Below are 25,546 nucleotides of genomic sequence, written 5' to 3' on the forward strand. Positions count from 1 at the left end.
TTAATGAATAAAAATATCACATTTAAAGCGTTGAAAGAAGAACATTTTTCACTATTATTAAAATGGGTAGAAACACACCATATAAAGAAGTGGTGGGATGCGGATATAAATTGGACACCAGAGTTAATTGAGAAAAAATATAGCAACTACGTTAAAGGATTCAAACGTTTGAAATCTAAGACACAAATTATTGAAAAACCAATGCACGCATTCATTATTAATTGTGATGGAGTTGATATTGGTTATATTCAATATTACAACAAACATGATTTCCCACCTGAACAGGTCTATAACACTTTAGAACTTCCAGAAAGTTGTGCTGCTATAGACTGGTATATCGGAGAGCTGAATTATGTAGGTAAAGGAGTTGGTTCACAAGCTTTGAATATATTTTTAAACAAATTTGTCTTTAAAGTTTATGAGAATGCCTTTGTCGACCCAGGTATAGCAAATGTTTGTGCAATCCGTGTTTACGAAAAAGTTGGCTTTAAAAAAATTATGGAAAGTAATAGTGCGATTTTAATGATTAAGGCAAGAATTCCTGAGAACCATTCAAGATGAGTGTTTTTTCAACAATCTACCTAAATTACTACAAGTGGTTTATAAAAATATACAAGGAGCTTTATACAAACTTAACATAATTTAATCATAAAAATATCATTATTAAGTCCTATATAAGAACAAATTTTGGCACTCAGTGAATCTTTTTTTAACTAACTATGAACTTGATTAATTGGAAAATAAATTTTACTTACTTTTACAATACCTTAAAATCTAATATCACTTTATCAGCAAAGATATCACAATAGGCTAGTATGTTCTTTACTCTTTTCCTCAAAATATTACCTATTTACATTACAATACTTATTGGTTACTTAGCAGGAAGATATCTTAAAATTGATAGAAATACTATATCTCAAATACTCTTTTATATAGCTAATCCAATAGTGATTTTATACGGAGTATCTCATACAGAAGTTAATTTAAAAGTAATTTCTCTGCCGATTTTGATATGGTTTATAGGTAGTACTATGTCCTTATCAGTGTATTATCTTTCTTCTTTTTTATTTAAGGACAACACGAGAAACATATTAGCGTTTAGCTCGGGCAGCACAAGTATGGGTTATTTTGGTCTACCGATTGCCATGGCTTTATTTGATGAAGATTCAGTGTCTGTGTATGTTGTCTGTTACATAGGAATGGCACTATTTGAAAATAGTTTGGGATTTTATATAGCTGCAAATGGTATCTATACTGCAAAAGAATGCGTATTAAAGTTACTCAAACTTCCCTCATTATATGCAATGATTCTAGGTTTCTTTTTAAGTATATATGATATACAAATACCCACTTTTTTGACAGATGTTATGATAAATATCAGAAGTACATTTATCACATTAGGAATGGTGCTGCTTGGAGTAAGTATTGCACAAATTACAAATTTTAAAGTAGATTGGAAGCTTGCCTTGACCACTATTGTAGCAAAGTACATATTCTGGCCGTCATTTGTTTTGGGAATTGTCTTGCTAGACAAGCATGTTACAGGTATATACGATGAAAGCATCTATAAAGCACTGATGTTACTGGCTATTATTCCGATTTCTGGATCCAGTATAATACTTGCTAATATTTTAAATTACCAACCAGATAAAGCTACTTTATTGCTCCTAATTAGTACTGCAGTGGGACTATTTTATGTTCCACTTATAATATCATTATTTTTTACTAAACTTGTCCCTTTTTGATCAAAAATTTAAGCGCTAGCCTATTCACAAAACTTGAATTTAGACTAGACTTCTTGGATAATCATAAAAGAAACTAATCCTTTTTTCCTCTCCTTTCTTATTTTTTTACACAGAATAGGAAGTTATCAATTGATGGAATTTTCGCAATAATGTCAATAGCAGTAAGATTTCCTACACCTTTTAGCAGGTCTATAGTTGAATTTGGATGTTCTATGAGCAGCAACAAATAAATGTAACTAGCCTTTTTCTATATGATGCTATTAACCGAATAGGTATTCGCTTGACATTTCCATATCTTTGTTATCATTAGTAATACTAAAGGGAAAACTAAACTTAATAAGATTTGGAAGCATATTGTTGTTCTATGATTCACGTAATGCTGCTATGCCTTCGTTGCAGACGTTGTCATAAAGTAAATTAAATTCTTTAATATTTGAAAAACTACCACCCCTTAGCGCACTCATTAATATTATTCCACTTTCAACATCAATATCATTAGAAATTAAATCAAGTTTAATAAGATTTGGAAAGTTACCATTCTTTAACATTTAGTGATTGCTATTGAGCCTTCTGCGCCAATAATGCTAGAAGTTAATTTACACTCAGTAATATTTGGAAGATTAATATTCTCTAATGCTTCATTTAAAACTTCTCCGCACTGAGCATCAATATAACAATTAGATAAAGTCAAGCTTGTAATATTTTGCTTTTTCTGTAAAAAGTTTACTAGCTTTTCCATATATACATATAGATTATTTAACTCTAAGGTGTTACTATTAACATATTGATTAAAGTCAACTTCCATGGTTTCTGTAAGTTATAGAGCTGCTAATTATAGCATAAATTTAAATAATTGTCAACCTTATGAACAACTAACTTTACTTCTTTTTAACCTGATACCTATGCTTTGTTTCAAATTTCCATCAAAAAGTAACATTACCCCCTCCAGTCAACCTTTCTGCTTCATTTCGTGAAATCAATGCCTCAATAAATTCATCTAGTTCACCTTCTTTTATAATCTGTTCTAGTCGATGTGAAGTGAGATTAATTCTATGATCTGTTATTCTTGATTGTGGAAAGTTATAAGTTCTTATACGTTCAGAGCGATCTCCAGAACCAATTTGGCTTTTCCTCATTGTTGACCTTTCCATTTCTTTTTTTTGTCTTTCAATTTCGTATAGCCTTGCTCTCAACACTTTGAGCGCTTTAGCCTTATTTTTGTGCTGCGATTTTTCATCTTGCTGTATTACAACTATCCCTGTTGGCAAGTGGGTGACCCTTACTGCGCTGTCAGTTGTATTCACTGATTGCCCTCCAGGACCACTGGATCTATAAACATCTATGCGTAAATCTTTTTCTTCTATTTCAAAGTCAACCTCTTCTACTTCAGGTAATATTGCAACAGTAGCTGCGGAAGTGTGCAATCTTCCTGAGGATTCAGTTTCTGGCACTCTTTGTACTCTGTGCACCCCTGACTCAAATTTCAGTCTTGCAAAAACTTCTGTTCCATTAATGAGTGCAGAAGCTTCCTTATAGCCACCTATACCTGTATTAGAAATACTTATTGGCTCAAACTTCCAATTTCTTCTTTCTGCATATTTTTGATACATACGAAATAACATCGCTGCAAATAATGCTGCTTCTTCTCCGCCTGTGCCTGCTCTAATTTCTAATATTGCATTTCTTGAGTCATCTTCATCTTTGGGTAATAATGCCAACTTTAGTTTTGCTTTTACTTTCGGTAATAGTATCTTTTGCTTCTCAAGAAGTTCTTCTTTTGCTAACTCTTTTATATCACCATCGCTGTTCTCATCTTTCATGATTTCTTCTAAATCTGAAATTTCCTCTTTTAATATATTATATTCATCGATTATCTCGATAATTGGTCTGAGTTCAGAGTATTCCTTTGAAAAACTAACGAATTCTTTTTGACTCAAATTGGTAGGGTTTTCCAGATTTCTCTCTACATCAGAAAACTTTTTTTTTAAGTCTTGTAAATTATTCTCTATATCCATATAGTACAGGTCTAGTTTTCAGCTGTTTAAGTAAGTAATATATACTGAAATAAAAAATTTCTTATATCAAGCAATAACACTATAATTGTCTCGAATATTTCTACCTAAGTATAATGGCAAAACAGATAACATCAATCTGCAGCTTCATATTTGGAGCTTCAGACAAAAAATCATTACCAGATGAGTCGGCTCCAGAGATTGCATTTGCTGGTAGATCAAACGTAGGAAAATCAAGTTTAATCAACTTGCTGATAAACAGCAAAAAAGCTGCAAGAGTTTCTTCTAAACCTGGATGCACTAGACAAATAAATTTTTACTCTATGTACAATGATAAGTTTAGGATTGTCGACCTACCGGGTTATGGCTATTCTTGTGCAAGCAAGGAAGAAGCAGTACAATACTTAAACCTAATTGAGTACTATCTAATTCACAGGAGAAATCTAAAAAGAGTGTTTGTGCTTATAGATAGCAAGGTAGGATTAAAAGAAATAGACAAAGACTTTGTTTATTGGTTAATATGTAATAATATTAACTTTAATATTGTGCTAACAAAAATAGATAAAGTGAATCAGGAAAGTCTAGATGCTATTCTAGAAAATACTCAAAAGTGGGTTAATAATGAACATGTATCAATTCATCAAATAAGCATTCGTGTTAAGCATAAAATCACCAAGGTAAGAGATGAGTTTTTCAAATTTACAAGATAAAAAAATGAAAAGTGATGAATCTTTAAATGGTAAGATGCCATTGAAGGAAAAAACAGAAATATTATTTGAAGTTCTGTCTAACATACCTAAATTTGTAGGCGAAACTTTTATCATCAAATGCAGCAGTGTAATAATCTCAGATGAAACGCTGCTTAGTGCTTTTGCGCATAATGTTGTTCTGTTGAAACAGCTTGGTATAAATCCGGTGGTAGTTCATGACGGAGAATATGAAATTAACTTAGTGTTAAAAATGCTAGGTATGAATGATAAGTTTATAAATGGTGTCAGACTTACAGACAAAAGCACTATGAAAATTATTGAAATGGCACTGTGTGGTTCAATTAATAAAAAAATTGTTCAGCATATAAATTCTGCTGGTGGTTCAGCTATTGGACTATGTGGAAAAGATGGCAACCTCATAAAAGCTGAAAAGATAAGCACTACGCTTAGGGAAAATAGATTAAATAATATTGAAAAAATACTAGACATGGGATTTATCGGTAGACCAACTGAAATCAATCCTGATATATTATTCTTTATTGAAGAATCAGATTCTATACCAGTTATTGCACCTATCGGTTATGGAAAAAATGGAGAAACATATCATATTGATACTGATAGCACTGCAAGTGCAATTGCACTTGCAGTTTACGCATCTAAAATGATAATCTTGAGTGATACAGATGAAGAAATAAACAAAGTTGGCAATGGAAGAGTCTTGATTAAAAATTTAAAAGAATCGATTGATTGTGGAAAAATTAAAGGAGAAAAATTTGTTGAAAGGCTTATGTCATATACTAAAATGGTAGAAGAATGTGCAGGGGTTGTTCACATAGTTGATGGTAGAGTACCTAACATTATACTTGATTTATTTACTGAGAATAATTCAGGTATATCAATAATGGACGATTAATAGCTGTACTGCTTATAACCATATGAACATTGAAAATTTGGGAATAGCTTATGTCAAATTCCTATTCTCTTTTCCAGTTTTTTAGGTTTTTTTTTCTTGCAAGCATAATAGTTTCGTATACATAATGAAAGCAAATGGTATTTTTAGCTTGATAACAGAGGAAAATAAAGAGGGCTTGGGTGTAACACTCAAATAATGATTTACCTTATGGATACCGCTAGAAAAGTTGACTAAGGTATACAATTCTCTCTGCGTCAAGTTACTCAAGATATCGAATCTACAAACGCTTTGGATTGAGTGTGTTTGATCAATTTGAGTGCTTTAAATGAAAGGCGAAAATTGAGCATACTACGCCTCTGTACACAGTATCTTTAATGCAAATGCCCATGTGATTCCATAGATAATCTCTGTTTTTTTATTTTATCTGTCCATTTATCATTCTCTATATCTTGTTTGTTGGTTGCTCTTTTTTCTTGCTCAACAATTGCCTTATCTATCTTCTGATGAATTGCATCAATTGCATTAATTGCATTTTTTTCTTTGTATACTTCGCTTTTTCCTTCAACAATTAAATTGGTAAAAATATTTACAACAAACTGCACTTGATTATGATTAACCTGACCTTTTATCGAAGAAGGTAAAGAGTTTAATTCCATCAATACTTCTGATGCTGTTTTATCTTGAGTGGAAAGCCCTAAATTATCTGCTACTTCACTTATTAATAACTCTCTGTTTTCTTTATTATCTTCCAATTTAGTATAATCACGCAGTAGATCCATAACTGCAGATACTCTGACTTCAATAATATCATCAACATCTTCACCTCCTAGAGCAACTCCTGATTCCAATAACTTCTCTCTGAGGTTTTTGCTTAAAAGATTAATAAATTCTTCATTTGCATCTGATCCTATGGTTGATATCGTACCATCTAAATAGTTATTTACTTTGATTTGAGTACCTAAGTCATGCTCTATTTGTATTTTTGTCTCATATTTAAATCCTAGTTCTGCACAGAATTTCTGAAAATATTCTTTAATAATGTCAAACAAGCTCTTGCCATTATCTTTATAGTTTTTTAGCTCTTCAGGAATAGTAAGTGATAACTTACCTTCTTTATATATTATACCATTTTTGCTATCTTGAGATTCAAGTGTGAATTCTAATGAGCTGGATAGGTCACATATTTTCTCTTTCGGATTGTTAAGCGTGGTTATAGGCATTGCCATATCAGACTTCACTTTTATGTGGTTGTGATCAGTGCAGTAAATGTTTAGCGCTTTTTTAGGACTATGTGGAATCAAGCTACAACTACTGAGTGCTGCATGAGATTCATTAAATATACCAGCTTCATACCCTGCTTGATTACAATTGGTGACTAGCTCTTCTAAAATAGCATTACTTGGAACTTCTGCCCCAGCGTACCTGAACATTTCCTTGAAAATTTCCTTTGCTAATGCACGGTAATCTTTTTTGGAGAATAGATGATAAGAGCTTCTCCCTGCGTTATAAAATCTCTCAAATTCCTTTCTATATTCATCAATTTTTTTTTCATCAGCAACTGTAGGGCTATTACAATGATTTTCCCAAACTTCAGATAGTCTATCTTGATCAAGCTCCTTAAGTACTGGTTCCATAAAAGCTTTACCTTCTTCAGAGAGGTTATCAAAATTATCACGGTTAAAAATCTCATTTTTATAATCTTTAGCTCCTTCCTTAAATGCAATAATAAAATTTTTATCTATTTCTTTTTCATTAATAATAAAATTCATTCTTTGAAAATCTAAGAACATTGTTTCACCGGAATTCGCTAATTTATTATCTTGATCTGCTCTTAATTTACTAAAATTGAATTCTTTAGCTGTGGCCTTTAATCTAACTACCGGACTCTTCTTTGCCTCTTTCATAATTAACACCTTACTATAAATATGCTGTAAGTTGTACCATATAATGATGAATAATTTTATAATATATAAAAAAGTCGATAGTCTATTTCTTTATTTTAGGGATATAGGAAAGGCGTAGATTTCTCTTTTCATTTGTAGCATGCTGCATTAATATTTACGTATTAATCTAGAAAATAGTGATGAATAATATTGTAATTGTTGGTCTGCAATGGGGTGACGAAGGCAAGGGTAAAATAGTAGATTATCTTTCTGAGAATGCAGATGTAGTTGTGAGATTTCAGGGAGGAAATAATGCAGGGCACACTATAGTAATAGATGATGAGGTTTATAAATTAAATTTACTGCCCTCTGCTGTTTTGAGAGCGGACAAAATATCTATTATAGGAAACGGTGTTGCTCTTGATTCACATGCTCTAGTCTCAGAAATAGAGTCATTGAAAGTTAAAGGAGTGGACGTAAACTATAACAACTTGATGGTATCCGAGAGCTGTCCATTAATACTTAGCGTACATAAGGACAAGGAAAAGCTATTTGAAGATTTAAACGGAAATCACAAAATTGGTACAACAAACAAAGGGATAGGGCCATGTTATGAAGATAAAGTTGGCAGGAGAGCTATACGCCTTTGTGACTTAGAAAACACAGATGAGCTCAATCAAAGAGTGGATGCTCTCCTGAGTTACCATAATGTTATCAGAAAAGGACTTAACTACCAGGTAGTTAAAAAAGAAGAAATATTAAAGGAAATTCAAGAGATTTCAGAAAAAATTCTTTTATATAAAAAACCTGTGTGGAAGATACTAAATGATTTTATGAAAGAAGGTAAGAAAATAATATTTGAAGGCGCTCAAGGCGCATTTTTAGATATCGACCACGGAACTTACCCTTTTGTTACTTCAAGTAATACCGTAGCATCGCAAGCGATAACAGGCTCAGGATTATCCTACAATGCTCACATTATTGGTGTAGCAAAAGCGTATACAACAAGAGTGGGTAATGGTCCATTTCCTACTGAACAAAATAACGAGATTGGAGACAGCTTATTTTCTATAGGTAAGGAACTTGGAACAGTAAGCAATAGAAGAAGGCGCTGCGGATGGTTTGACGCAGTTTTAGTGCGCCAGGCCGTACAACTCTCTGGAGTTTCAAGCATTGTATTAACCAAATTAGATATTCTTGATTCTTTTGATACTATTAAAATAGGCACTGGTTATAAGTATGGCGGAAAAATGTATGATTATTTACCCGCATCACATTCAATACAAAAAGAATTAGAGCCAATATATGAAGAATTTCCTGGTTGGAAAGAGAAAACTCAAGGCAAAAGGTCAGTTAAGGAATTACCTGCAAATTTGATGAAATATGTGAGAAAAATAGAAGAATTAATAGGTGTACCAATTCATCTAATTTCAACTAGTCCCAATAGAGAGGATGTTATTAAGCTTAAAAATCTATGAAAACGTCTTGTTAACTTTTATCTAATAAAAAACGATACTTGTGTGACTTCAAGCAATCTATTATGCAAAGTAGCAGCGTAAACATACAGTGAGCAGTGTGATTTTTCTTAAATACATGTTGATTGTTATAATATAAACATAGTTAAAGGAGGCGTATTATGATTGCAGGTTTGACTAAGGGAGACAAAGCAGTAAGAGCGGAAAAAACAAGTGATCAGCCGAGAGAATTGTCAGTTGCAGAATATGTAGTTAAGTCAATACATGACTTGCAAAAATTGCATAATAGATTATGTTCATCACAGGGCAACAATTGTGTTAATGATAGAGAGAAGTTTGTCCAAGATAGTGATGGGCTTGGTATATTTCAATTTCTCAAAAGCTATATTAATGATGCAGAAAAAAATGAGCCTTCCATTAAGAACCTTACTATAATGAAATTTCTTCGCTCAATTATAGAAGATAGGGAACTGTATAAAAAGTTATGCAGTTTCGATGATTTTCTCGATTGTGAGTTAGAAAATTTGAGAGATAAGATAAGCTTATTAGCGCTTTTGAGAGAAAAGATGGACTTTACTGATATACAAAAAGCTTATGGTAATTGGCGTTTTAGTAATCTAATAGGTGATAATGATTTTAAGCGAATGTATGTGGATGAAGCAGTAAAAGAAAGAGAAAAGCCTGTTAATGAGGACTTTGAGAAAAATATAGGTAAATACATAGAGTTAGTAAAGGAAGGAAAAGAAGTTGCAAGTAGGTATTTTGGAAAATGGAAAGAGGACTTTCAAGTTTACTGTGAAGAAATTGACAATAATAATAAAGTTTTGAATATTAACCTTACTCATTACGACAATAGTGAGCCAACAAAGATTAGTGACGTTTTACAGCAAGAGAAAGATATTAAAGAACTGAATATCTATTGCAATAAAAAACATGAAATACACGCTCATAAAAAAGATAAGAAAAGATATTATGAATTTAAAGAAGGTGCATATTATGAAATGAAAAGCACTTGGGCTGCAAAAGATGGATCAGGAATGTGTACCATGATTATGAATGTGAGTAGCGATGGCATAACTGAAATACTAAAATTTAATGGTGAAGATTTTGTTTCATCGAAGGAGATTCTAGAATTAATAAAGCAAAACGATGAATTATATATTCAAGGTCTCTCCTTATATGATGCTGTAATGGAATCACTAGAAGAGAATAGGGCTACTCCTATTAATCTTTACAATGAATCTATGGTGGCTTATCAAGGTAAGGAACCAGAGGGGAAGTTAGATCATAAAGTTGATGCTGATAATAGCCTTCCTTCTTCTCCTTCTATTAATAGCAATGCATTGGAAGCCAATTTACAGCACACTGAAACTCAACCAGAAATTGCTTCACAACAAATAACTGATTTACAAAACAGTTTTGGAAAAGAAGAGCGAAAAAACACGGAATTGCAAACTGAACTGGCACAAAAAGATGAAAAGTTAGCAAGTGTGTTAGCAGAGTTACAAGAGAAAGCACAAGAACTTAAAAATGTATGTGAAGCAAAAGGAAAGCTAGAGGGTAAGCTAAAAGGTGTTAATACAGAAAAGAAGGAGTTAGAAGACAAATTAAAAGAAGCAGCACACATAATGAAGGAAAAGGAGAAGTATATAAGCAATTTAAAACTTCAAGTGCAAGAGTTGAAAGATGAGCATAAAGCACAACTGGAATCTTATGAACAAGAGATATGCAAACTAGCATGGGAAGTTGAAGAGTTAAGAAGCAAGCTAGAGTGTGAGAATGAATGGGATGATAAAGTTGTAGAAATAGCTGATGGACTGGGAGAAAAAATTCATGCTGATGAACAAAGAAGCCTCAATAATCAATTTTATACTCCAACAAGAAATATTTTTAATGAGACTAATAATGAGTCTTGTGTTCCACTGGAAGAAAAGATGACGTTACTCAGATCTTCAAGCTCTGATGGCGGATATGGTAGTGATAATGGTTTATCTTCTAACATGAGTTCTATTGAACAAAGAAGCTTCAATCATCAATTTTATACTCTAGCAGGAAACGTTTTTAGTGAGCCTGATAGTGCCTCACAAAAGAAGACAGAGTTATCCAGATCTTCAAGTTTTGATAGTGGACTTGATAGCGATGAGGAAAATTGTGATAATGATTTATCTTCTAACATAACTTCTATTGAGAAGGTAGTAGAGAGTAGAAGCGTAGGTAGCTCGCTTTCCTCTTGCATTGTTAAGGAGATGATTGGAGTTAAGTTGCAAGAGCAATACTCAAGTAGAGTATAAAAATCTCCTGTATTGATAATAATTTAAAATCTATAGTAGACTGAAAAAGATTATTAAATTATAATACGACAATGATAAAAGAAGACAAATCAAAAACAATTTTTGAAGTGGAAGGGGCAGTAACTGCTTTACTACCTGCAGCAGAATTTAGAGTGAAGCTGGACAATGAACATGAGATTATCTGTCATGTATCAGGGAAAGTGAGAAGAAGTAAAATACGCATAATTATAGGCGATAGGGTGTTGGTTGAGATGAGTGTTTATGATAGGAATGCAAAAAAGGGTAGGATAATTAGAAGGCTTAAAGGTACAAGTGACAGGACGATCTCTAAATAATCTTATTCTTGCTTCATCATCGAAAAGGCGTATAGCTTTACTAAAACAAATAAATATTGAGCCAGGTTTAATTTTGCCAGCAGACATAGATGAAGTTCCTTTAAAAAAGGAACTTCCAAGAGATTACTCAATCCGTATGGCAAAAAGTAAAGCTGAGAAAACACAAAGTTCAAATCCAAATTACTTTGTGCTTGGTGTTGATACAGTTGTTGCTTGTGGTAGAAGGATACTGCTCAAAGCTGAAAACGTTGAGCAAGCAGAAAAATGCGTTCGCTTGTTATCAGGAAGAAGGCATAGAGTATACACCAGTGTGTGTTTATTAACTCCTGATCAATCTAAACAGCATATTAGGACTGTAGTTACAATAGTGAAATTTAAGCGTCTCAGCGAACAAGAAATTAAATATTATTTAGCATCAGAAGAGTGGAAAAACAGGGCAGGGGGGTGCAACATACAAGGTCTTGCAGGAATGTTTGTATTATTTTTACGTGGCTCATACTCTTCTGTAATAGGGTTACCATTACATGAAACCCATTGCTTGCTAAGTAATTACTTTAACCTATACTAATACCACTGTCCTTTTTTTGTTTTTCTTCAGCAATAAGTTTAGCCCAGATTCTATTTCTATTTGCTAATGCAATTCTATTGCGATCAGGACTATCATTGCGTTCTGTTAAAGTATCTTTTCTTTCCTCTTCTACTATTCCAGCTTTCAGTTGTGCTGCATCTTTTTCTAGCAATTTATATAGTTCGCTATTTTTGTCTATAGTCAGATTAGTATTATCATTTTCTTGTTCTGCTTCTTGTTCTGCCACTTTTCTTTCTAATAACTTACGTACAGGGTCATATTTTTTACCTTCTTTTATTTCTTTCAACATACTTTCTGAGAATAAATCTTTAGTAGCCTGGTGTGAAGGTTCTCTCAATCCTTTATTCAATTTTTCCAATGTATCTTTTGGTTCAATGGTTTCTAATTTCTTCTCTAATTGCTCAGAATTGACCTGAAAATTATAGTTACTAGTGTAAGTTGGAGATGAGTAACCTGAGTCGTTTATTTCTTTCTCCTCTGCATTGTCTTTTAGCAATCCAGCTGCTAATAAATGTTCTTTGATTTGTTCGCTCATTTCTTTCTGATCCACCGGTTTTAGTGGGAACTTCTGAGTTTCTTTATCCAACTTACTGGTAAATTCCGTAAGTAGGGTATCATCTCTTTGTTCAACATTCATTAGGCTCGCTTTTAACTGTCCAGAATTTACTCGAGATTTTTCATGATTAGAGTGAGTTGGAGATGAATAGCCCGAATCGTTTGTTTTTATGTCTGTTGAGCTGTATTCTAGAGATTCATTTTCTTGTAATTTATCTTCGGTTTCTTTTTGTTTATTGTTTCCTCTTTCTTCGTTTTCCTTAGTGCTAAGATAATCTTTTTCTTGTTTATAATCTGATTGAGGATTTGAAAGCGTTATATACTCATCTTCGTTATCGCTCCAACCATCTTCGAAGTCAGAAAATTCTTCATCATACTCACTTTCACTACGTAATAACTCATTTTTTGCTTTCCATGCAAGAATCGAAGCTACATCATTTAGTGGTTGCTTATTTCCAGTATTGCGTGATTCTTTAGCGTTTTCATACTTAAATGCATCTTTAACTTTTTTGAATGCAACGTCTTGTACTGGTGCAGCGCTTTCAGTAGTTGTAGGATCAAAAATTGCACCTTTTTGCCGATTATTAGATATTTGCTCACTTTCATCTGATTTTCGGCTTCCAGGTACAGCATGTCCAAATGTAGCAAATGTAGGATTGTCATACCGTTCATCCTCTTGTGTATTATCTTGATTGTAGATTACAGACTTGGTGAAAATAGTACTGCTTGAAGAAGCATCAGAATATGGAGAATTGTAGTTATTTCTACTATTAATCCGTATTGGCTGATACTCATCTTTTTTCTGATTATTAGGTAATGAACTAGCTCTAGGTGGAAGTGACGGTGGAATCTTTTTAGCAGATGCGTTATTAGAATTTGTAGTGCTAGTCGTTACATGCTTAAACTCAACTTCTTGATCTTGAGTAGCTTGAACGCCAATACCTTTACTAATATCACTTTCTATGAAAGTTTCAGATGATTGTTGTTTCTCTTGTTCTTGTCCTTTCTCCTTGAATTGTATTTGATATAGGAATAAGCCACCTATTTTTACATCTGTGTTTGCTTTTAATTGTTCCTCAGTAACACCATTACGTTCAGTTAGATCTACACCATCTTTATCAATCTTGATTTTGATAGTACATTTTTTTCCATTTTTGTCATGCCAATTCAAAGTCATTTCATATGAACCATCGGTTACAACATAATGCCTTATTCTTTTCTCTCCTTCTTCGGCAACAAAACCGTGCATTCCGCTCTTTCCATCACTATGCAGCGTTGAAAATCCCGAAATTCCTTTCTTCTGACAAAAGTCACTATTTAAAAACTCGCTGATTTTAAACTCTTTTTTGTCATCTCCCAGTGTAATACTTGCGTGATCGCCATATATTGAAACTCCTGCGATATCATCAACATACTCTTTTAACCTTGCTTTAACTTCACTTTCAAGCTTTTGTTCGGCTTTCTTTATCTTGTTCTGCTCTGGAAGAATAACTTCATAAGCTTTATTTTTGTCTTCATCTATCTCCAAATTCCAGATGGGGTGCTTTATTAGAAACTTTACTGCATTAAAACCAACTCTGGAATTATAAATTGGGTCGTCTTCCTTTTTTATTTCATCGAATAAAGTAAAAAATCCTCGAATGAATTCATGATATTGTTGTGTGCTTTGAGTATTCATATTTTCCCTCACTAATAACCCTCTGCCTTTTAGCCTTAGCTAGTACAATTATTACGGGAATTGATTTAGTTTTTATTAAAGAAGTTGTATTGCTAACGTGATGACATGAGCTATTTTATGTTCACATCAAGCAATTTAAGTTGTCATTCCAGTCTGGAATCTAGATTTTTCTAGACTTGATCCTATAGTCAAATTCATAACTACAAACGTTATAATATAAGAGTAATTTTCACCAAAAAGTATGTCATTCTAGTAGCTGACACTGGGATCCAGTCGCACTCAGTTAGTGAGCATAAAATTATTATGTTAAAACATAACATTTTTGATGAAGTTCATGAAAGGCTGGATTCCAGACTGGGATGACAACTTAAAATATTGCTTTAGCTCTGTTTTTGCAACTTCAAGTATTTGCTACTCATAGTAAATACTTCTGGATCTTGAGAAGTGAGCTTGAGTATAGCAAGTATGTTAATAAAAAGCAAAGCAGCAATCGAGATATCAGCTATATCCCAGAGTAACTTAACTCCACCAATTGCACCAAATGGAATGATTAAGGTAAAAACTACAGTCCAGATTTTGGTGTATTTATTATCCATAGATACATAGCGTATTGTTTGTTTTGAACAAAAAAACCAAGTAAAAATAGTAGTAAATGCAAAGCAAAACATTATGGTCATAATAAAATAGTCAATATAGGGCCAATTCATAGCTTTTCTAAAAGCAAATATGCACATGTTAGTGCTCTCTAAATCAGTAATCCAAGAATCTGTGACAAGCAGTACCATTGTTGTAATGAATACTATGAGTGCAACTATAAAAGGAGATATTATTGTGATTAGACTCTGTTCAATGATAAATTTATTGTTATTTTTTTTAGGAGTAATCGAGGAGTGTACAATTCCTTCGAGGCCAAGTCCTATATCTGTTGCAAAAATACCTCGCAAAGTTCCAACTTGAATAATAGTCAACATTTCTAAAATTAAACCTAAAGATAAACCAGAGTTAAAGCTACTAGTTGTAAAAAAACTGCTTGTTATTAATTTTAGAGAAGGAAGGATATTTTCACTAAACTTAAATAATATTATACCGCAAAGTGTAAGGTAACTCACCGTCATTATCGGTATCATAGCCGATATAAAAATTTTAATTTTTTTTAAGCTGAGAGCTGCAACAACAAAAAATATTATGGCCATTACAATGCCGCCAATAACTACAGGTACATCTACCATGCTGAGTGGTATTGATAGAGAATTTACCTGAACAAGATTACCAACTGTTATTGAAACTATTACCATAACAATTAGAAACACAATTGTAGCTTTGCTAGAGTTAAATGAGTCATTCATGTAGGCTACAGGTCCACCTATAAACCGTCCATTTTTTTCTTTTCTGGTTTTTATACTTAGGTAACAAGTAACATATTTTATCACAGAAGTAACAACAATAATGATTGCCATCCATAAAATGGATCCCGGTCCTCCGGTTTTTAGAGCAACAGCAGTTCCTGAAATATTTCCTACTCCTAAATTTCCCCCTAAGATTGTAAACAGAGCAGCTATAGAAGAAAATTTATTTTCTCCTCTTTTAGCTCCAATAAGTGAAAGGGCATACGGTAGTCTAAATATCTGTAACCATTTTAGTTTAACCGATAGGTAAACACCAGCAACTAGTATGAGTAGTATTGTTGGCAGTAATAAAATAAACTTTACTGTATCCATCTGTAAAAGAGAGATTTTTACTTGAGTATATAGCAAAAGTTGAAAAATACCTAACCTATTTTCTATGTATGACTTCGGTTCCATTATTCTAGCACCTCTTATCTTGTCATACCAATCACAACTGTATGAACATTGTAATATGGTACAATGTTAAAACAATGTCATTCCAGACTGGAATCCAGAAAATGAACAATGGATCATAGTTTTAGCTACTCGGATGATAAGAAAAGGATACTTGAATGACAAGAAAGGGGACACTAGAAAGAAATGGGTGTCATTCCAGTGCTTGACACTGGGATGGCTTTGTTGCATCACTCAAGAGAAAAGAACTGGCAGTTACTGACAAAATTCATTATAGAATAGCCATTTAACCATTGAAGAAAAAATATGCCACAGCAAATGAAAGTCAGTAACTGCAATGAATATAACAAATTTCTCCAAGAAAGAGGAAATATTTTTCATTTAGGCAAGGTGTTGATAAGAAGTTTAAGCTACAAGAGCATTAAATACACTGATGAAGTACGAGAATATCTAAATCACATATTGAAGCAACATTCAACAAGTGTAGATGGAGCACAAGCACAATCTTTAGCAGGTGAAAAGAAACAACTATAGTTTTTGTTATTGTTTAGTGTTGACCTAGAAGGTCAACACTGATATACCTCTATATAATTTAATGTGTGGAGGTATATGTTAGATAATCCTAAAGGTCTAATTAAAACTGACCTGAATCAAAATACAAATGAAAATTTTTATTTACGTGCAAAGGATAAGTTCTTTAAAAATGTAAGCCCAGGTAGCAAAATATCTGTAGATTCTGGAGATAAGAACGAAGAAGTTAGTATTGATGATGATGAAGTGTGGTTTAAACACTTTTCTACTGTGGTTCCTAGTGAAGAAGGACAGGAAAAGTATAGATATGAAGTTAATGGAAGATATTAATACAAATATGCTAATAAGTACGATAGCAAAAATATTGTAGGCAAAATTGCTAAAAAAATTGCACAAGATGTAATTGAAAGTATAAAAGACAATACTTTAGAATATATAGGAATTAAAGAAAGTAGAAAGAAAGGTAAGATTAAGCCTGCACTCAGAATTATGCTTGGCGATTCTACAAAATCAATAAATGTGGTTGATGTTTTAAATAGTGATCTATGCAGAAAATATGGTGTAGATGGAATTACATTATTACTGCCTAGTAAAAGCAAGTGTGAAACAAGGGGAATACGCTGCAGAGTTGATGAGAATGGAGTAAGAATTTATGAAGTAGCTAATGGCTCATATTATATGAATTTAAATTGGTATGTTGAGGGGAAAGAGCGTAAAATGAAAATTAGCATTAGCGATAATGGTTCTGTAGAGTTTATTGAAAGCAATGGTGTTACTTGGGATCAATTAGCTGCACATAAAGAAGTAAAAGTAGGAAGACAATATGAAGCGAAGACTTTATATGAAGCATTGTCATATTTAAAGCGAGAAGGCTCTGAAGTAATAAAAGGATTTTATCCTCCAACAAGTGTGGAAAGCATACAAATTACTACAGGAGTTAATAAGCAAGCAGCTCTTTCAAAGTCATAATTTTCGTTATTGATTGAAATGAAGCCTTTTGGGGACCAAAAGGCTTCATGATCGAAATTTTTGGAAAGATCTTTATTGGAAAATTCAGGGACAGGAATAACATTTTTAAGCTATCGTATAACTATCACTTGCTCGCTGGGAGCTCTATTTTTCATACCACTCATTTATGAGTTTATTGATATCAGAATCTATAAAATCCTTTAGTGGTTGACTGGTTTTTATCTCGGCATTTTTAGGGATACACCTATCTTTACATATTGCGTACTTTATATGAAAGTTAATATCAGCGTATTCCTGATTTGGAATGATATTGTTTTTAAAGGGAAATAACACCATATCTTCATATATGTTGCTAACAAATGTAACTTCCCCAACTTTATCTTCATGTTCCTTGGGAGTAGGCCAATGAATATCTATATTTGATATGTTACCCTGACAGTCAAAGGAAGTAGGAAGGCCGAAATCTCCAGGGTCTTTGTAATATATATGCCAACCTGGTTTTATTGTAACCTTTATTGCGCCTTCAATGGTAAGGTTTGCTTTATTTACCTTACCAATGAGCAGATCAAATTTTGCAACTTCTTCTTCAGCGCACAATTGAGTGCAAGAAAAAAGTAAAAGTAGGATTGAGTATATACGTATTTTCATAAATACTCTATTTATGAAGAAAATAATTTAAGTTCTATCTATTATAATAAAAATATTATATAAATCATTTGTTAATATAATATTATGCTAATACAGATATAGTAGCAATTATAACTTTCATATATTATTTTTTTATTTTTAAGCAGTTATAATATTAAAGAGACGTAACAAATATAAATAGTAGTGGCTTTGCATAGAAAGTCACAAATTTATTTCCTTTATAAATGTAAGACTTTTTAGAACTAGAAAGATACCTTGGAGCAAGTTGCTCCAAGGCTCTTGTTTACTTAGAATCCACCCATTCCGCCCATTGCTCCTGCACCCATAGGTGATGAAGCATTTTCTTCTTTGTTTGGTAGATCAACTATCATAGATTCAGTAGTAATAAGTGCGCTTGCTACAGACACTGCCGTTTCAAAAGCAATACGAACTACTTTTGCCGGATCAATTACACCAGCTGTTGATGCATTAGCGTAGTTCATAGCCTCAACGTTGTATATAAGCTCTTTATCATTCTGATTAATCAAATAGTCAATTATAACAGCAGATTCAAGACCAGCATTTTTAACCAATCTTTTGATTGGAGCACTGAGAACTTTTTTGACAATGTTGATACCTATTTGCTCTTCATCGCTTGAAGCTTTTAGCTTATCAAGAGCAGATGCAGCGTAAAGAAGTGCAACTCCACCACCGGGAACTATACCTTCTTCAATTGCAGCTCTTGTTGCGTGAAGTGCATCTTCAACTCTATCTCTGCGTTCTTTTACTTCTACTTCGGTTGCTCCACCAACTTTGAGCACAGCAACACCGCCTGATAATTTCGCTAAACGCTCTCTCAGCTTTTCTTTATCATAATCAGAGGTTGAAGTTTCAATCTGAGATTTAATCTGGTTAACTCTAGCATCTACTCTGTTTTTTTTATCAGAGTCGCTGTCTTCACTAACAATTGTGGTATTGTCTTTAGTGATTTTAACATTTTTAGCAGTACCAAGATCTTCAAGAGTCAAATCTTCCATCTTGATTCCAAGCTCATCTTTTATGACATACTTAGCACCTGTTAAAGCTGCTATATCTTCGAGCATCTCCTTTCTCCTATCACCAAAACCTGGAGCTTTTACTGCAGCAACTTTTAGACCACGTAATTTGTTGATCACTAAAGTGCTTAATGCTTCACCTTCAACATCTTCTGCAATGATAAACAAAGGTTTACCAGACTTAAAAATAGCCTCAAGAATAGGAAGTAAAGGTTGAATAATATTAAGTTTTTTTTCTGTAATCAGCAAATATGGATCATCAAGTTCCACGCTCATCTTTTCATTATTTGTAACAAAGTATGGAGAGAGATAACCACGGTCAAACTGCATACCAGTTGTATGTTCAACTTCTAATTCTTTTGAACCCTTACTCTCTTCAACAGTGATGACGCCTTCTTTTCCAACCTTTTTAACAGCATCAGCAATGCTATCACCAATATCTTTATCACCATTTGCAGAAATTATTGCAACTTGTGCAACTTCATCCATTTTCTCTAAAGAAATTGTGCGAGACATTGATGTAATCTCCTTTAATATCACATCTTTTGCCTTCTGTATTCCATTTTTGATACAAATACGATCATTTCCAGCTGCAATTGACTTTGAAGCTTCCATTATCATATTGCTAGTCAGTATTGAGCATGTTGTGGTACCATCACCAACTTTGTCATTACACTGAGAAGCACTTTGAGCAATGGTGCTTACTATCGCAGAGTGTAATGGTTTTTCAGGCTTTATACCTTTCATTACCTTATAGCCATCCTTTGTGACCTCTGGTCCACCATATGGCTTACTAATTCCTACTGTATTTCCCCTAGGCCCTGCAGTTGCTCCCACCGTTGAGTCAACCATTGCTGCAACTTCACGAAAGGCTTCTTGCAACTGTTCGCCTGATACTACTATGTTAGCCATTTTTATCACTCCTTAAATTAATAAAAAATTTAGAATATTAAAATACATAATGCACTATATAGCGCATTAGTTTAGTAAAATAGGAATACCTACTTGATAACAGCAAGTAGGTCTGACTCCTTCATCACGACATACTTTTCATTATCATGCTCTACTTCTGTCCCAGCCCACTGCCTGTAGAAAACCTTATCACCAGTTTTTACAGTTAAAGCTATACGCTCTCCGCTTGAGTTGCGTGAACCACTACCAATTGCTATAACTTCACCTTTAGTAGGCTTCTTTTCAGCACTTGATGGTAGTACAATTCCACCTTGTTTTTCTTCAGTAATAGGCTTTATTAGCACGTTATCATCTAATACATTCAAATTTACACTTGACATTTATGTTTCCTCATTAATAGATTAACCTACAATTCTATGTAGTCATCTAAAGGTTACATTTCAAGGGTTGGAGTTAGTAAAAGTGTATAATTAAGGTTTGAACAGAAGTTTTATGGGTTACATACCGCTAGCAAACCGTAGTCTAATATCTTTATACGGACCAGATACGAGAGATTTTCTTCAGGGTGTTATAACAAATGATATTAATAAACTAAGTAGCCAGCAGGCAATTTACTCTTTATTACTCAACCCTCAGGGAAAATATCTGTACGATTTTTTCCTCATTGAGCATGATAAATATATTTATTTGGAGTGTGAAAATGCCCATCTACAGCAAATAATTGAAAAATTAGACTTGCTCAAAACTTACCTTAGAGTGAGGATTAAAGACATTAGTTCACTATATAAGGTTGGAGTTTTGTTTAATACTGAGTCTCCCTCTGTCATCCAAGTGGCGGACACTGGAGCATTACACACTGGAATAACACTAGATCTACTGAATTCCAGCGTCATGCACATCGCTTTTCAAGATCCAAGGCATAAATCTTTGGGAATTAGAATCATACACAAAGATGAAATAAAGGAATCAGTTGGGGATTTTGCCCAATATGAAAAAGTAAGAATTAAAAACCTTGTCCCAGATGGAGCAAAAGATATGGTGCAAAATTCATCATTTCCGCTGCAATATTTAATCGATAAGATAAATGGTATAAGCTTTAATAAAGGGTGCTATATAGGTCAGGAAGTTGTAAGTCGAATGAGCAGACAAGAAAAATTCAGAAGGAAACTTTACCTTGTTGAGGGAAAAAATGCACTTCCAAATATTGGCACTAAAGTAATCAGTGAACATAATGAAGAAGTAGGAGAACTACGCTCTAGTGTCGACAATATTGGACTTGCATTGCTTAATACTGGAAAAAGCCACGCAAATTTATATGTCGGTGGAGTTAGCATTAAGACGTTATAAAATATCTATTCGGGTAAAAGCACCTTTTTCTTGTTTAAGTGTTTGTGATACTTAGTTAAATTGTTGACTTTCTTACTTAAATGTATGATAATTAAAATACTTTTTAATTACGGTTTGATATTTTGAGATATGAAGATTTCACAAACGAACAATATGTATGATTTATACACTGAGTTAATATCTGCAATAGAAAAGAGAAAGGATATTACTGCTCTTCTTAAAAAAGTTGAAAAAAAGGATTTGCTTACTGTTCTTCATTTCCCTCGATTACACTCTGAAATTTTTGTCTATGCTATAATGAAAGAGCATTATAGAAGCGTTCAATCTATTATAGATGTAGCTAAAGAGAATGGTATATTAAAAGAAGTTCTTATTGGAAAGATATCACAATATGAATTAATTACACCGCTTCAAAGTGCTATTATGTTAAAATATTATTCATGCATTAGACTTATTATAAATCTAGCTAAGGAGAATGGTGTATTAAAAGAAGTTCTTGATGTTAAAGGAGTTCTTAATCAAAAAGATTTTCTTAAGATTTTCTTAAAAGAAAATAAAGACCAGGATACACTAAACGAGATTTATAAAATTGAAAAAAGCATAGCAACTAATAGAGCAATTAGAGTTTGTAGTGTTGTAACTGCATTAGCAGTTGGTGGTGGGTGTTTTGCTGCTGATGCTGCATTACCAATACTGGTTTTAGTTGGTATAGTTGTAGCTGCTGCTGTACTCACTGGACTTATTGCTGGTGGTATTACATATGCAGTATCTACTAAGATAGAAAATCCTGACACATCAAGGTCGGCAACAGAACAATGTTTGCCTCAGCCAAATTAAGTAAAAGGAAGAAAAGACTTCTTCCTTTTCTCCAAGTTTTTTACTTCGTTAGGTACCCTTAATCCTATTCAGGGTACCTAGATCTGATAATAGGTGTAACCATTGCTCGAACAGAAACAATGTTTTTAGCGTCGTTTTTTAAAGAATGACACTATTTCCATTTGATTAGAAGCCCCTTTTTCTTGTTTTAGTTATTCACAGAATTGTTAATAACTAAGTTGATAACCCAGAGAAATACATATTTTACACATTATGAGTACTTCGGAGATTCATAATAAAGTGGACAACTCTAAAAAATTATATCAATTTTAATCTTTTTTAGTGTCCCCCTTCGGGGATTGTCCCGCCTTGAGGCGAAGGGCAAGTTACAATAGTCGCGTATGCGACGTTATGGGTATAATGCACACTCTAAGTACGATATATGAAAGTACACTTGGTATGATATCGCAAAAGGGTGCTAATAGGCCAAATTGCTGTTAGAGTTAGGGAGCTGCTAAGGCAGGTTACTATGGAAAATGAGATTCAAATTATCTCAGGCAAAGTTGCAGTAGATCATATTCATATGTTTATATCATATAAACCACAGCAAAGTGTTAGTAAAATTGTATAACTTTTGAAAGGAACAAGTTCAAGGTTGCTGATGCAAGATTTTGCAAGTCTAAGTAAGCAATTTTGGGGCAGGCACCTTTGGGCACGTGGATATTGAGCCGTAAGTTCTGACAGACGAGGTTATACAAGAGTACATATCTATCCAGGAAGGCGAGCCACTTCATGACAATGATCAATTTCAAATTGATTAAAATTTAACCCTTCACCTTGTAGGTGATGGTTGTTGAGTTGTGATTTTGATATTTTTCTAATAAGAGCCAATAAGGGAGTAAGGAATGGTCTTTAAGTTAAGATTTTAAATACTCTTAAAGTAATACTTGAGTGTTTTTGGATGCTAATCTGGGAGTTCAACAGGCACTTTTTTATGCTGTTTGAGAAGAGCAAAAATTGAATTTTCTCTTGCTGAAAGCTTGTGTTTCTTATATTTTCCATAATATACATTATGTAATTTTCAATACTAATAAAACTATTTCCCAATCTTTTAAACAACAACCTATCGAACCTCCGGATTAGTACTTAAAAGGAACTATTAAAGTACCTCTTTAAGTATTAAGAAGCACTTAAAATTTCAACCTTTAGCTCCAATACGACCCTCTATTTGTCTTTTCTTAAAAAGCGTTAAGATATTTATCAATTGAGTAAGTTTTTCTGTAAATATTTCAATCTAATCATACTCTTTTTGATGTCTTTTTTGATCTTTTTCAGAGTTATCCACAGTTTTTTTATTCTCAATTATATATAAAAAATTTGGAGAAAAGAGGAAGAAGTCTCTTCTTCCTTTTTTTACTTAACTACACTACAATACTTGCCGCTGTACTAGCTTTTTGTTCTGCATCAACGCTATCTTGCAGTCATTCCATAATGATCCTTTATAAAAAGATTAGCACCTGCATCTAGTAAAATTTGTGTTACCTCTTTGTCATGACTATTGTGCAAAGGAGTTTTTCCAAAAGAATCTCGTGCATTAACATTAGCACCTTTGTCTAATAGATATCGTATTAACTTCTTCTCCTCCTCCTCTAAGCAATCAAAATCTCCAACTATTACATGCAATAATGTAACTTTATATCTATACTCTCTTTTCTCTAAGCTAAATAGATGATTTATATCAAATTCTTCCTCCTTCCACCTTTGATATGTATCGCAAGCTTCCGTTGAAACGATAAAAAAGGGTGAAGTTACTGCTATTCACTTTTTGTATAGTTTTTAGCAAAAGCTTCCTCCCAAGTGCCTTGAGTTGCTGCACGGCTATACTCTGTTACTCTATTTTCAAAGAAATTTGTATGTTCCACGCCATTTAGTATTTCATCAAGCCACGGAATAGGGTTATCTTTAACATTATATATAGATTTAAGACCTAATTGCGTTAACCTTCTGTTTGCTATGTAACGTATATAATTGCGCACTTCCTCTGCAGATAGCCCTTCAACATCTCCTAAATCAAAAGCAAGACTTATAAATTCATCTTCAAGTTCAACAATAGTGCGACATGCAGAATATAATTCTTCTTTGAACTCGTCATTCCAAATTTCATTATTCTCTTTAATAAACGTATTGAACAAATTGATAATTGAATTGGTATGCAAGGTTTCGTCACGTGCTGACCAAGCAATTATTTGCCCCATACCTTTCATTTTTCCAAACCGTTGAAAATTGAGCAAAATTGCAAATGATGCAAATAACTGCAATCCTTCAGTGAAGGCACCAAATACTGCTAAAGTTTTAGCAACATGTTTTTTATCGTGCTTTTTACCTTCCTCAAATTCTAACATGTATTCATACTTCTTTCTCATAGCATCATATTTTAAGAATGCTTGATATTCACTTTCTGGCATGCCAATCGTATCTAGAAGGTATGAATAGGCTGCAATGTGTATAGTCTCCATATTGGAAAAGCTTGCAAGCATCATACATATTTCTGTTGGCTTAAATATATTTGAATAATGCCTCATATAGCAATTATTTACTTCAATATCTGCTTGAGTAAAAAACCTAAAAATCTGGGTCAATAAATTTTTCTCTACATTAGAAAGTTTAGTTTTCCAATCTTTCACATCATCAGCAAGCGGAACTTCTTCAGGTATCCAGTGTATCCTTTGTTGCTGCAACCATGCATCATATGCCCAAGGATAATTAAAAGGCTTGTATATTGGATCTGCTTCTAGCAATGACATAAGGTACCTAATTATTTTGAAGTAAATATTATATTAAATGATATTGAGAATCAGTCAATTTAACTTTTTTGAAATTTGACGACAGATAGTTTATCAGTGTATTATGATTTCAAATAACTAATTGACAAAATGCGAGTATTAATATTTTCTGTTTTGCTGTTTTCAGTAGGCTGCATGCACACTATCTATAATCACGGAGTTCCTGGCATTAATGTTGAACTGTGGAGCAAAATAAAAGTAGGTGATGATAGAGAAAAAGTTGTTCATACTTTAGGATTGCCAACATTAGTATCAAAGTTCGACGAAAATGTTTGGTACTATGTCTCATATAAAATTAAACAAGCTAACTTCTTGGGAAAAAGGAAGTACAGTAGTAAGTCTCTGCAAATTTCGTTTAATCAGAATGACGAAGTTACAGATATAAGAGAAATCAACGTTGCAGAAAGGTCTTTAGCTGTTGTTGATTGAAAATTTGCTGATCTATTTTTCATCACAAGTAA

The 25,546-nt window shown here is 33.1% G+C and carries 25 protein-coding genes and 1 pseudogene; 15 read left to right on the plus strand and 11 right to left on the minus strand.

Annotated features, from left to right (window positions below; all coding sequences use genetic code 11):
• The first annotated feature begins 3 nt into the window (after positions 1 to 3).
• Positions 4 to 561: an acetyltransferase gene (locus OOK82_RS02715; protein WP_264686402.1), complete on the plus strand. Its 558-nt coding sequence runs from the start codon at positions 4 to 6 to the stop codon at positions 559 to 561.
• Between the two features lie 254 nt (positions 562 to 815).
• A complete protein-coding gene (locus OOK82_RS02720) occupies positions 816 to 1,745 on the plus strand; it encodes an AEC family transporter (protein WP_064125222.1) in 930 nt (309 codons plus the stop codon).
• A gap of 362 nt (positions 1,746 to 2,107) precedes the next feature.
• On the opposite strand, the gene OOK82_RS02725 is transcribed toward OOK82_RS02720, so the two are convergent.
• The 3 genes from OOK82_RS02725 to prfA all read right to left on the minus strand — a co-directional run bounded on the left by OOK82_RS02725 (position 2,108) and on the right by prfA (position 3,760).
• Positions 2,108 to 2,293: a hypothetical protein gene (locus OOK82_RS02725; RefSeq protein ID WP_264686401.1), complete on the minus strand. Its 186-nt coding sequence runs from the start codon at positions 2,291 to 2,293 to the stop codon at positions 2,108 to 2,110.
• Complete coding sequence (locus OOK82_RS02730) at positions 2,287 to 2,550, minus strand: hypothetical protein (RefSeq protein WP_264375588.1); 264 nt, start codon at positions 2,548 to 2,550, stop codon at positions 2,287 to 2,289. The genes OOK82_RS02725 and OOK82_RS02730 overlap by 7 nt, the downstream gene beginning before the upstream one ends.
• A gap of 118 nt (positions 2,551 to 2,668) precedes the next feature.
• On the minus strand, positions 2,669 to 3,760 hold the full coding sequence (prfA, locus tag OOK82_RS02735; protein ID WP_010401258.1) for a peptide chain release factor 1: 1,092 nt from the start codon (positions 3,758 to 3,760) through the stop codon (positions 2,669 to 2,671).
• A 110-nt stretch (positions 3,761 to 3,870) separates the two neighbouring features.
• Between prfA and yihA the strand changes: the two genes are divergently transcribed.
• Positions 3,871 to 4,467 (plus strand): ribosome biogenesis GTP-binding protein YihA/YsxC, encoded by a 597-nt coding sequence (gene yihA / locus OOK82_RS02740; protein WP_369800778.1) that lies wholly within the window; start codon positions 3,871 to 3,873, stop codon positions 4,465 to 4,467.
• A complete protein-coding gene (gene argB / locus OOK82_RS02745) occupies positions 4,442 to 5,380 on the plus strand; it encodes an acetylglutamate kinase (protein WP_017531630.1) in 939 nt (312 codons plus the stop codon). Before yihA ends, argB begins: the two co-directional genes overlap by 26 nt.
• Positions 5,381 to 5,751: 371 nt before the next feature.
• On the opposite strand, the gene OOK82_RS02750 is transcribed toward argB, so the two are convergent.
• The gene (locus tag OOK82_RS02750; protein WP_007302823.1) at positions 5,752 to 7,284 is read right to left on the minus strand and encodes a hypothetical protein; all 1,533 of its coding nucleotides are present in this window, start codon (positions 7,282 to 7,284) and stop codon (positions 5,752 to 5,754) included.
• Between the two features lie 179 nt (positions 7,285 to 7,463).
• Here OOK82_RS02750 and OOK82_RS02755 point away from each other — a divergent pair, with 179 nt between their 5' ends.
• From OOK82_RS02755 to OOK82_RS02770, 4 genes are all read left to right on the plus strand, one after another.
• Positions 7,464 to 8,741, plus strand: coding sequence for an adenylosuccinate synthase (locus OOK82_RS02755; protein WP_264686399.1), 1,278 nt, complete (start codon positions 7,464 to 7,466; stop codon positions 8,739 to 8,741).
• 158 nt (positions 8,742 to 8,899) lie between these two features.
• Positions 8,900 to 11,029, plus strand: a complete 2,130-nt coding sequence (locus OOK82_RS02760; RefSeq protein ID WP_264704417.1) for a hypothetical protein — start codon at positions 8,900 to 8,902, stop codon at positions 11,027 to 11,029.
• Between the two features lie 71 nt (positions 11,030 to 11,100).
• Complete coding sequence (gene infA, locus OOK82_RS02765) at positions 11,101 to 11,364, plus strand: translation initiation factor IF-1 (protein ID WP_052264695.1); 264 nt, start codon at positions 11,101 to 11,103, stop codon at positions 11,362 to 11,364.
• Complete coding sequence (locus tag OOK82_RS02770; protein ID WP_264686397.1) at positions 11,342 to 11,932, plus strand: Maf family nucleotide pyrophosphatase; 591 nt, start codon at positions 11,342 to 11,344, stop codon at positions 11,930 to 11,932. Before infA ends, OOK82_RS02770 begins: the two co-directional genes overlap by 23 nt.
• Here the strand turns inward: OOK82_RS02770 and OOK82_RS02775 are convergent.
• Together OOK82_RS02775 and OOK82_RS02780 are read right to left on the minus strand one after the other, a co-directional pair.
• Positions 11,919 to 14,186: a hypothetical protein gene (locus tag OOK82_RS02775; RefSeq protein ID WP_264704418.1), complete on the minus strand. Its 2,268-nt coding sequence runs from the start codon at positions 14,184 to 14,186 to the stop codon at positions 11,919 to 11,921. The two genes, OOK82_RS02770 and OOK82_RS02775, sit on opposite strands and share 14 nt — an antisense overlap.
• A gap of 380 nt (positions 14,187 to 14,566) precedes the next feature.
• Entirely contained in the window at positions 14,567 to 15,904 is a 1,338-nt protein-coding gene (locus OOK82_RS02780) for an alanine:cation symporter family protein (protein ID WP_264687251.1), read from the minus strand.
• A gap of 387 nt (positions 15,905 to 16,291) precedes the next feature.
• On the opposite strand from OOK82_RS02780, the gene OOK82_RS02785 reads away from it, so the two are divergent.
• The 3 genes from OOK82_RS02785 to OOK82_RS02795 all read left to right on the plus strand — a co-directional run bounded on the left by OOK82_RS02785 (position 16,292) and on the right by OOK82_RS02795 (position 17,485).
• A complete protein-coding gene (locus OOK82_RS02785; protein ID WP_064085506.1) occupies positions 16,292 to 16,519 on the plus strand; it encodes a hypothetical protein in 228 nt (75 codons plus the stop codon).
• Positions 16,520 to 16,594: 75 nt separating this feature from the next.
• Positions 16,595 to 16,846, plus strand: coding sequence for a hypothetical protein (locus OOK82_RS02790; RefSeq protein WP_264704419.1), 252 nt, complete (start codon positions 16,595 to 16,597; stop codon positions 16,844 to 16,846).
• A 159-nt stretch (positions 16,847 to 17,005) separates the two neighbouring features.
• A complete protein-coding gene (locus tag OOK82_RS02795) occupies positions 17,006 to 17,485 on the plus strand; it encodes a hypothetical protein (protein WP_264704420.1) in 480 nt (159 codons plus the stop codon).
• A gap of 144 nt (positions 17,486 to 17,629) precedes the next feature.
• On the opposite strand, the gene OOK82_RS02800 is transcribed toward OOK82_RS02795, so the two are convergent.
• The 3 genes from OOK82_RS02800 to OOK82_RS02810 form a co-directional block, all read right to left on the minus strand.
• Positions 17,630 to 18,133 carry a protein-disulfide reductase DsbD domain-containing protein gene (locus OOK82_RS02800; RefSeq protein WP_264376423.1) on the minus strand — a complete coding sequence of 168 codons (504 nt, stop codon included), beginning with the start codon at positions 18,131 to 18,133 and terminating at the stop codon, positions 17,630 to 17,632.
• 287 nt (positions 18,134 to 18,420) lie between these two features.
• The gene (gene groL, locus OOK82_RS02805; protein WP_264687237.1) at positions 18,421 to 20,079 is read right to left on the minus strand and encodes a chaperonin GroEL; all 1,659 of its coding nucleotides are present in this window, start codon (positions 20,077 to 20,079) and stop codon (positions 18,421 to 18,423) included.
• 89 nt (positions 20,080 to 20,168) lie between these two features.
• Positions 20,169 to 20,459: a co-chaperone GroES gene (locus OOK82_RS02810; protein ID WP_007302813.1), complete on the minus strand. Its 291-nt coding sequence runs from the start codon at positions 20,457 to 20,459 to the stop codon at positions 20,169 to 20,171.
• A 112-nt stretch (positions 20,460 to 20,571) separates the two neighbouring features.
• Here OOK82_RS02810 and ygfZ point away from each other — a divergent pair, with 112 nt between their 5' ends.
• From ygfZ to tnpA, 3 genes and pseudogenes are all read left to right on the plus strand, one after another.
• Complete coding sequence (gene ygfZ / locus OOK82_RS02815; protein WP_264704421.1) at positions 20,572 to 21,426, plus strand: CAF17-like 4Fe-4S cluster assembly/insertion protein YgfZ; 855 nt, start codon at positions 20,572 to 20,574, stop codon at positions 21,424 to 21,426.
• A gap of 129 nt (positions 21,427 to 21,555) precedes the next feature.
• Positions 21,556 to 22,263, plus strand: a complete 708-nt coding sequence (locus OOK82_RS02820) for a hypothetical protein (RefSeq protein WP_264687234.1) — start codon at positions 21,556 to 21,558, stop codon at positions 22,261 to 22,263.
• 380 nt (positions 22,264 to 22,643) lie between these two features.
• A pseudogene (gene tnpA / locus OOK82_RS07750) lies at positions 22,644 to 23,063 on the plus strand (IS200/IS605 family transposase).
• 649 nt (positions 23,064 to 23,712) lie between these two features.
• Here the strand turns inward: tnpA and OOK82_RS02830 are convergent.
• Complete coding sequence (locus OOK82_RS02830; RefSeq protein ID WP_064085231.1) at positions 23,713 to 23,925, minus strand: ankyrin repeat domain-containing protein; 213 nt, start codon at positions 23,923 to 23,925, stop codon at positions 23,713 to 23,715.
• A gap of 131 nt (positions 23,926 to 24,056) precedes the next feature.
• Positions 24,057 to 25,046: a ribonucleotide-diphosphate reductase subunit beta gene (locus OOK82_RS02835; protein WP_264687232.1), complete on the minus strand. Its 990-nt coding sequence runs from the start codon at positions 25,044 to 25,046 to the stop codon at positions 24,057 to 24,059.
• Positions 25,047 to 25,175: 129 nt separating this feature from the next.
• Between OOK82_RS02835 and OOK82_RS02840 the strand changes: the two genes are divergently transcribed.
• Positions 25,176 to 25,514, plus strand: coding sequence for an outer membrane protein assembly factor BamE (locus OOK82_RS02840; protein WP_029237605.1), 339 nt, complete (start codon positions 25,176 to 25,178; stop codon positions 25,512 to 25,514).
• The last annotated feature ends 32 nt before the right edge of the window (positions 25,515 to 25,546 follow it).

The sequence above is a fragment of the Wolbachia endosymbiont (group B) of Apotomis betuletana genome (genome assembly GCF_947250475.1).
Taxonomy (GTDB): Bacteria; Pseudomonadota; Alphaproteobacteria; order Rickettsiales; family Anaplasmataceae; genus Wolbachia.

What these genes read in the sequence shown, in the direction of transcription:
- OOK82_RS02715 (WP_264686402.1), top strand. Translation starts at nt 4, where the DNA reads ATGAATAAAAATATCACATTTAAAGCGTTGAAAGAAGAACATTTTTCA.
- OOK82_RS02720 (WP_064125222.1), top strand. Translation starts at nt 816, where the DNA reads ATGTTCTTTACTCTTTTCCTCAAAATATTACCTATTTACATTACAATA.
- OOK82_RS02725 (WP_264686401.1), bottom strand. Translation starts at nt 2,293, where the DNA reads ATGTTAAAGAATGGTAACTTTCCAAATCTTATTAAACTTGATTTAATT.
- OOK82_RS02730 (WP_264375588.1), bottom strand. Translation starts at nt 2,550, where the DNA reads ATGGAAGTTGACTTTAATCAATATGTTAATAGTAACACCTTAGAGTTA.
- prfA (WP_010401258.1), bottom strand. Translation starts at nt 3,760, where the DNA reads ATGGATATAGAGAATAATTTACAAGACTTAAAAAAAAAGTTTTCTGAT.
- argB (WP_017531630.1), top strand. Translation starts at nt 4,442, where the DNA reads ATGAGTTTTTCAAATTTACAAGATAAAAAAATGAAAAGTGATGAATCT.
- OOK82_RS02750 (WP_007302823.1), bottom strand. Translation starts at nt 7,284, where the DNA reads ATGAAAGAGGCAAAGAAGAGTCCGGTAGTTAGATTAAAGGCCACAGCT.
- OOK82_RS02755 (WP_264686399.1), top strand. Translation starts at nt 7,464, where the DNA reads ATGAATAATATTGTAATTGTTGGTCTGCAATGGGGTGACGAAGGCAAG.
- OOK82_RS02760 (WP_264704417.1), top strand. Translation starts at nt 8,900, where the DNA reads ATGATTGCAGGTTTGACTAAGGGAGACAAAGCAGTAAGAGCGGAAAAA.
- infA (WP_052264695.1), top strand. Translation starts at nt 11,101, where the DNA reads ATGATAAAAGAAGACAAATCAAAAACAATTTTTGAAGTGGAAGGGGCA.
- OOK82_RS02775 (WP_264704418.1), bottom strand. Translation starts at nt 14,186, where the DNA reads ATGAATACTCAAAGCACACAACAATATCATGAATTCATTCGAGGATTT.
- OOK82_RS02780 (WP_264687251.1), bottom strand. Translation starts at nt 15,904, where the DNA reads ATGGATACAGTAAAGTTTATTTTATTACTGCCAACAATACTACTCATA.
- OOK82_RS02785 (WP_064085506.1), top strand. Translation starts at nt 16,292, where the DNA reads ATGCCACAGCAAATGAAAGTCAGTAACTGCAATGAATATAACAAATTT.
- OOK82_RS02790 (WP_264704419.1), top strand. Translation starts at nt 16,595, where the DNA reads ATGTTAGATAATCCTAAAGGTCTAATTAAAACTGACCTGAATCAAAAT.
- OOK82_RS02795 (WP_264704420.1), top strand. Translation starts at nt 17,006, where the DNA reads ATGCTTGGCGATTCTACAAAATCAATAAATGTGGTTGATGTTTTAAAT.
- OOK82_RS02800 (WP_264376423.1), bottom strand. Translation starts at nt 18,133, where the DNA reads ATGAAAATACGTATATACTCAATCCTACTTTTACTTTTTTCTTGCACT.
- groL (WP_264687237.1), bottom strand. Translation starts at nt 20,079, where the DNA reads ATGGCTAACATAGTAGTATCAGGCGAACAGTTGCAAGAAGCCTTTCGT.
- OOK82_RS02810 (WP_007302813.1), bottom strand. Translation starts at nt 20,459, where the DNA reads ATGTCAAGTGTAAATTTGAATGTATTAGATGATAACGTGCTAATAAAG.
- ygfZ (WP_264704421.1), top strand. Translation starts at nt 20,572, where the DNA reads ATGGGTTACATACCGCTAGCAAACCGTAGTCTAATATCTTTATACGGA.
- OOK82_RS02820 (WP_264687234.1), top strand. Translation starts at nt 21,556, where the DNA reads ATGAAGATTTCACAAACGAACAATATGTATGATTTATACACTGAGTTA.
- OOK82_RS02835 (WP_264687232.1), bottom strand. Translation starts at nt 25,046, where the DNA reads ATGTCATTGCTAGAAGCAGATCCAATATACAAGCCTTTTAATTATCCT.
- OOK82_RS02840 (WP_029237605.1), top strand. Translation starts at nt 25,176, where the DNA reads ATGCGAGTATTAATATTTTCTGTTTTGCTGTTTTCAGTAGGCTGCATG.